7 protein-coding genes are annotated in these 6,680 nt (G+C 65.5%); 3 read left to right on the forward strand and 4 right to left on the reverse strand.

Annotation, left to right across the window (positions count from 1 at the left end; genetic code table 11):
* Positions 1–204: helix-turn-helix domain-containing protein (locus tag A3M7_RS47905; RefSeq protein WP_156937059.1), on the reverse strand; the 204-nt coding region annotated here is incomplete at its 3' end.
* A gap of 186 nt (positions 205–390) precedes the next feature.
* Between A3M7_RS47905 and A3M7_RS0137380 the strand changes: the two genes are divergently transcribed.
* The 3 genes from A3M7_RS0137380 to A3M7_RS0137390 are packed head-to-tail and all read left to right on the forward strand — an operon-like array spanning position 391 to position 4,159.
* A complete protein-coding gene (locus tag A3M7_RS0137380; RefSeq protein ID WP_027548456.1) occupies positions 391–1,605 on the forward strand; it encodes an ABC transporter substrate-binding protein in 1,215 nt (404 codons plus the stop codon).
* A gap of 7 nt (positions 1,606–1,612) precedes the next feature.
* The gene (locus A3M7_RS0137385; RefSeq protein WP_027548457.1) at positions 1,613–3,346 is read left to right on the forward strand and encodes an FAD-dependent oxidoreductase; all 1,734 of its coding nucleotides are present in this window, start codon (positions 1,613–1,615) and stop codon (positions 3,344–3,346) included.
* A gap of 18 nt (positions 3,347–3,364) precedes the next feature.
* Positions 3,365–4,159 (forward strand): IclR family transcriptional regulator, encoded by a 795-nt coding sequence (locus A3M7_RS0137390; protein WP_027548458.1) that lies wholly within the window; start codon positions 3,365–3,367, stop codon positions 4,157–4,159.
* 145 nt (positions 4,160–4,304) lie between these two features.
* Here A3M7_RS0137390 and A3M7_RS0137395 read toward each other — a convergent pair whose 3' ends face one another.
* Genes A3M7_RS0137395 through A3M7_RS0137405 form a run of 3 tightly spaced genes read right to left on the reverse strand, consistent with a single transcriptional unit; the run spans position 4,305 to position 6,278 of the window.
* On the reverse strand, positions 4,305–5,087 hold the full coding sequence (locus A3M7_RS0137395) for an SDR family NAD(P)-dependent oxidoreductase (RefSeq protein ID WP_027548459.1): 783 nt from the start codon (positions 5,085–5,087) through the stop codon (positions 4,305–4,307).
* Positions 5,088–5,145: 58 nt separating this feature from the next.
* Positions 5,146–5,736, reverse strand: coding sequence for a thiamine pyrophosphate-dependent enzyme (locus tag A3M7_RS0137400; protein ID WP_027548460.1), 591 nt, complete (start codon positions 5,734–5,736; stop codon positions 5,146–5,148).
* Entirely contained in the window at positions 5,736–6,278 is a 543-nt protein-coding gene (locus A3M7_RS0137405; RefSeq protein WP_027548461.1) for a thiamine pyrophosphate-binding protein, read from the reverse strand. Before A3M7_RS0137405 ends, A3M7_RS0137400 begins: the two co-directional genes overlap by 1 nt.
* Between the last annotated feature and the right edge of the window lie 402 nt (positions 6,279–6,680).

Raw genomic sequence — 6,680 nt, forward strand, 5'->3', positions numbered from 1 at the left:
CCAGCGCCGCGCCCGGGTCTGCTGCTGAGCATAGCTTGGCTTGTAGCCGACCTGCCTGCCACGGTTCCGCCTCAGCTCCCGAGAGATCGTTGATGGCGGGCGATCCAAAGCTGCCGCGATTTGCCCGACCGAGTTGCCATTGGCCGAAAGGCGGGCAATCTCGCATCGATCGTCAAGGGAGAGCTGTTTGTAAGTCCGCCCCATGGCAACACCTCCAGTTGGAAGTGTTGCACTTCGTTTGTGAACTCAGGTCCTGGCTTTCGCCAGGACGACAGCGGAGGACCGATCTGAACAGAATTTCGCCATTGACAAACTAATTCGCTAATATCTAACTAGCCGTCAATCCATAACCACCCGCGCCAAGCGGCCCATACAAGAGAGGGAACGACGATGAGAGGGTTTTTGGCCTGCGCCATGCTCGCGGCCATGACTTCGGCTGCCATGACGTCAACCGCGACCGCGCAGGTCTCCGACGACGCGGTGCGGATCGGCGTGCTGACGGATCTGTCGAGCTGGGGCCGCGACAACAGCGGGCCGGGGTCGGTCGAAGCCGCGAAAATGGCGGTCGAGGAATTCGGACCGACCGTGCTCGGCAAGCCGATCGAGATCATCAGCGCCGACCACCAGATGAAGACCGACGTCGGCGTGCAGATCGTGCGCGGCTGGTTCGACAACGGCAAGGTCGACGCCGTCGTCGACATCCCCAATTCCGGCATCGCGATCGCCGTCCACAACATGGTGCGCGAACGCAACAAGATCGCCCTGCTCTCCGGTCCCGGCGCGAGCTCGCTGACGGACGAGCTGTGCAGCCCCAACACCGTGCATTTCACCTACGACACCTACGCCCTGTCGAAGGTGACCGCCTCCGCCGTGATCAAGGAGAGCGGAAAATCCTGGTACTTTATCACCGCCGACTACGCCTTCGGGCAGCAGCTCGAGAAGGACGCCACGCGCTTCATCAACGAGATGGGCGGCAAGGTGCTGGGTGGCGTGAAGCACCCGACCAATACAGCGGACTTCTCGTCCTTCGCCCTCCAGGCACAGAGCTCGAAATCCGACGTCGTCGCCTTCGCCAATGCCGGCCAGGACACCGACAACGCCATCAAGCAGTCCGGCGAGTTCGGCCTGGTCCAGGGCGGCCAGAAGCTCGTCGGCCTGTTGATGTTCGACACCGACGTGCACGCGATCGGCCTCAAGGCCGCGCAGGGCACCTACATGACGACGGCCGCATACTGGAACATGGATGAGGCGACCCGCGCCTGGTCGAAGAAGTTCTACGAGCGCACCAAGGTGATGCCGACCATGATCCACACCGGCGTCTACGGCTCGGTGCTGCACTACCTGAAAGGCATCAAGGCGGCCGGCACCGACGATCCCGCCAAGGTGATGGCCAAGATGCGCGAGCTGCCGATCGAGGATATCTTCGTCCATGGCGGCAAGTTGCGCGAGGACGGCCGCGTCATCCGCGACATGTATCTGGCCAAGGTGAAGTCGCCCGAGCAGTCCAGGGAACCCTGGGATTACCTGGAGATCATCAAGACGGTGAAGGGCGAGGACGCCTTCCGTCCGGTCTCCGAGTCCAAATGTCCGCTGCTGAAGAAGTGAGGCCCGCATGACCGGCAACGAGCATAGCGCAGTTGAGACTTACGAGTGCGATGTGCTCGTCGCCGGATCAGGCGCCTCCGGCATGTCGGCGGCGATCACGGCGCGCTATCGCGGCCTCGACGTGCTGATCGTCGAGAAGGAGCCGCGTTTCGGTGGCACCACCGCCCGTTCCGGCGGCTGGCTCTGGATCCCCGGCACCTCGCTGGCCAAGGCCTACGGCATCGAGGAGACGCCGGAGCAGGCCCGCACATATCTGCGGCACGAGGCCGGCAATAATTTCGACGCCGCGCGCGTCGATGCGTTCCTGAGCACCGGTCCCGAGGCGGTGGATTTCTTCACCACCAGGACCGCCCTGCGCTTCGACATGCCGCTGGTGTTCCCGGACTATCACGCCGAAGCGCCCGGCGGCGCGCAGGGCGGCCGCTCCATGGTGACGCGCCCGTTCGACGGCCGCGAACTCGGCGAGCAGATCAAGACGCTCGGCATGCCGCTGCCCGAGCTGACCGTGTTCGGCATGATGTTGGGCTCCGGCAAGGAGATCATCCATTTCATGCGGGTGACGAAATCGCTGACCTCGGCGGTCTACGTCGCAAAGCGCCTGTCGCGCCACCTGATGGACGTGCTGCGCTACGGCCGCGGCATGACCTTGACCAACGGCAATGCGCTTGCCGGGCGGTTGGCCAAATCCGCGCTCGATCTCAAGATTCCGATGTGGCTGTCCTCTCCCGTGCGCGAGCTGACGGTCGAGGGTGGCACTGTCACCGGCGCCGTCGTCACCCGCGACGGGCGAGATATACGCATTCGCGCAAGACAAGGCGTCGTGCTCGCCTGCGGCGGCTTTCCGCATGACGTCGAACGCCGCAGGAAAATGTTTCCGCATGCGCCGACCGGCAACGAGCACTATTCGCCAGGCCCCACCGGCAACACCGGTGACGGCTTGCGCCTTGCGGAAAGCGCGGGCGGACATGTCGAGGACCGTCTGCCGAATGCCGCGGCCTGGGTGCCGGTGTCGCTCACCACGCGCAAGGACGGCTCGAAGGGCGTGATGCCGCATTTCATCGACCGCGCCAAACCCGGCGTGATCGCGGTGATGCGCGACGGCAGGCGGTTTGCCAATGAAGGCAATTCCTACCACGACTTCGTCCAGGCCATGGTCAAGGCGGCCAAGCCCGGCGAGGAGATCGCGGCCTTCCTCGTCTGCGATCACAAGACGCTGCGGAAGTACGGCCTCGGCTGCGTGCCGCCCTTCCCGATGCCGACCGGCCATCACCTCAAGACCGGCTACCTCATGCGCGGCGACACGTTAGAGGCGCTCGCGGCGCAAGCCGGCATCGACGCCACGGCCTTCGCCGCGACCGTCAGGCAGTTCAATGCGACCGCGTCGCAGGGCCATGATGCCGCCTTCGGCAAGGGCTCGAAGGCCTACAACCGCTACCAGGGCGATGCGCTGCACGGCCCCAATCCCTGCGTTGCGCCGATCGAGAACGGCCCGTTCTACGCCATCAAGATGGTGATCGGCGACCTCGGCACCTATGCCGGCATCGTCACCGATGAGAACGCGCGGGCGCTCGACGCCGAAGGCCGGGTCATCCCCGGGCTGTACGCCGCCGGCAACGACATGGCGAGCATCATGGGCGGCAATTATCCCGGCGCCGGCATCACCCTTGGGCCGGCGTTGACCTTCGGCTACATTGCCGGCCGTCATCTCGCCGACAGCGCCGCCAAGCGCAACGCGGCGTAATCGTACGCCAGGAGGCGCATGAAGAGAGAAAGCCGCGGCATCCAGTCGATCGAGGTCGGCGGAGAACTGCTCCGCGCCCTCGCCCGCAGCGGCGAGCCGATGATGCTGCGCGACCTCGCGCGCGAGGCCGGCATGACGCCGGCCAAGGCGCACCCCTATCTCGCCAGTTTCTCGCGCATCGGGCTGATCGAGCAGGACGAGACCACCGGCCGCTACGAGATCGGCGCGCTGGCGCTGGAACTCGGCCTCATCAGCCTGCGCCGCCTCTCCGGCGTGCGCATCGCCGGACCGAAGATCGCGGCGCTTGCGAGCCAGATCGGCCACGCGGTCTCTCTGGCCGTCTGGGGCACGCATGGTCCGACCGTGGTGCAGTTAGAGGAGCCGGGCCAGCCGGTGCACATCGTGATGCGGGCCGGCTCAGTGATGGCGCTGCTGGAGACCGCGACCGGCCGCGCCTTTGCGGCCTTCCTGCCGGAGAAAACCATCAATGCCGCGCTCGAAAGCGGCCTCGACCGTCACGGCGTCGGCTACAATCCGAAGCGGGCGGTGAAAGGCGCGAAGGTCGCCGACATGCTCGCTGAAGTCCGCAAGCACGGCCTCGCCCGGGCGCTCGGCGATCCCCTGCCCGGCGTCAATGCATTCTCTGCACCGGTGTTCGATCACGCCGGCCATGTCGCGCTGGTCATCACCGCGATGGGACCGGAAGGCACGTTCGATGCGCGCTGGGACAGCCCGATCGCGCATGCCTTGCGCGACTGCGCCGGCGCCATCTCGAAGCGGCTGGGCTGCGGGATCACGGTTGCGGCGGAGTGAGCGCAGGCCCCGCCGTCATGGCCGGGCTTGTCCCGGCCATCCACGCGCCGCGGCGATTGCGGAGCGACGTGGATGCCCGGGTCAAGCCCGGGCATGACGACTAAGAATGGAGCGCGAGCCTGTCCCACTTCGCTGCGCCAAGCCCCTACTTCTCCTTCACCGGCACCGTGTAGTTCAGGATCAACCGGCCGCCGTCCGGATAGATCGTCTGCCCCGTGATGTAGGACGCATCGTCGCTGGCGAGGAACGCCACGACGGAGGCGACCTCGCTCGGTTCGCCGCCGCGGCCGGCTGGCGTGCGTGACATCACGGTCTTGCGGGCATCCTCCGAGGTGTAGATGGAAGACGCCACCATGTCGGTCAGGATGGTGCCCGGCCCGACCGCCACGACGCGGATGTTGTGCGGGGCCAGCGCGACGGCAGCAACCGAGGTGAGCTGCTTCATGCCGCCCTTGGAGATGGCATAGGTCGCAAGCGTCGGGATCGCCAGCAGCGCATTGACCGAGGACATGTTGATGATGACCCCGCCGCCGCTGCCTTGCGCGATCATCTGCTTCGCCGCGGCCTGCACGCCGAAGAACGCGCCTTTCAGATTGATGGCGATGATTTCGTCAAAATCCTGCTCGGAGATATCAAGGATGTTCTGGTTGCGGGCAACGCCTGCATTGTTGACCATGATGTCGAGCCGGCCGAATTCTTTCACGGCGGTCGCAACGAGCTGGTCGACGTCGGCACGCTTGGCGACGTTGCCGGGGACGGTGCGCAAGGCATCCGGCCGCCCAAGCTCGGCAGCCGTCGCGGCGAGGCCCTCGGCATCGACGTCCGAGATGACGACCTTGACGCCGTCGTCCAGGAATCTCTTCGCGCAGGCCTTGCCGATGCCGCGCGCCGCGCCGGTGATGGCGGCGACCTTGCCGGATAGTTTCATGGTCTCACTCCAGAATAGCTGCTTAGACAGCAGGCCATCGCCGGGTGAGATACCCGGCTCAGGCCGCTGCAAATCCGAGATGAGCACGGAACCGGTTCTTGATAAAGACGGCATCGCGCGAGGGCAGCGAGCGCGGCGGATTTTCCGCCAGAACCTTGATGACGAAGAGTCGCGGCCCCTCGCCCGGGGCGGCGATCTGCGCTGCGAGACGTTCCGCCTCGGCGATCGTCCGCGCGATTCCGGTCGCGGCAAAGCCGCAGGCCGTGGCAATCGCGGTGAGATCGACGCCGCGCCCGGTATGGCTCGCCTGCATCCCGGTCTCGCCGAAATGCTGATTGTCGATCACGACGATGTCGAGATTGCGCGGACGCGCGACGCCGATGGTGGCGAGACCGCCGAGCCCCATCAACTGCTCGCCGTCGCCCGTCAAGGCGAGGACGCGCTTTCCCGGCTGGGCCTGCGCGAGCCCAAGACCGATCAGCGCGGCGCCGCCCATCGCGCCCCAGAGATAAAAATTGCCGTCGTGATCCCCCACGGAATGGAGGTCGTAGGTGGGCGAGCCGAGACCGGAGACGACCAGCGTGTCCTTGCGGTCCTTCAGGAGCGTGGCGACAGCGGCGCGACGATCGAGTTGAGCTTGCATTGGCATCACCACTTCTTCTTGCCGATCAGGCGCTGCCCGATCAGCACTGCGATCTGCTGATCGGATTCGTAGGCGAGCGCTGCGGCCGATTCGACCGTCTCGACCAGATCTTCCGGCGTCTCTGCGCGCATCACCTTCAGGCCGATCGCCTCCAGCGAGGGCTGCGTCGCCCGGCTCATCGGCACCTGCCAGGGATTGAACTCGGCCCATTCACCGCGCATCGTCACCAGCATCAAGAGCGGAAAGCGGCCGATCGCCGAGAGCGAGAGCATGTTGATGCAATTGCCGACCCCGCTCGACTGCATCAGCAGCACGCTGCGCTGGCCGCCGAGCCAGGCGCCCGCGGCAATGGCGATGCCCTCCTCCTCCGTCGTCAGCACGTTGGTGGTGACGTCGCGGTCGGCTGAGAACAGGCGAATGAGCTGGCTGTGGCCGGCATCCGGCACATAGGACATCTGCCTGACGTCGGCGGCCTTCAGGACGCGATAGAGCTCGCTCGGCCAGTCGTCGCTCGAGCGCGTTTCAAGATTGGGTTGAGGGCTGTGCACCGCGAGGTCTCCGTGAGATTCGGAAGGACGTTAGCGATGTTCGCGCGCGAGGGCTCTGACCGTCTGGCACGATCAGATATCGAGGGATTGTATAGCTGACTTTTCGCGGTCCCCGCGGGGCCAGACGCGCAGTGCGCATTGCTGCGCCCTCTCCCCTTGTGGGAGAGGGCATCACCGCAGGTCGACACGAGCTCGCTTGGGTGAGGGGTCTGTCTCAGAGCACTCACGCGCAGTTATATTTGCGGAGAGATACCCCTCATCCGGCGCTTCGCGCCACCTTCTCCCACAAAGGGCCTGTTGCGTTATTGGCTTTTGAGGCTGAAGACGTCACGAGAGAAGGCCTTAGTCGCGGCAATTGCCTGCCAATATCTGTAGTTGTCGCCCTCGGAGGGCGGCTCACGC

The sequence above is a fragment of the Bradyrhizobium sp. WSM2254 genome (assembly GCF_000472645.1).
In the GTDB taxonomy this organism is placed as follows: domain Bacteria; phylum Pseudomonadota; class Alphaproteobacteria; order Rhizobiales; family Xanthobacteraceae; genus Bradyrhizobium; species Bradyrhizobium niftali.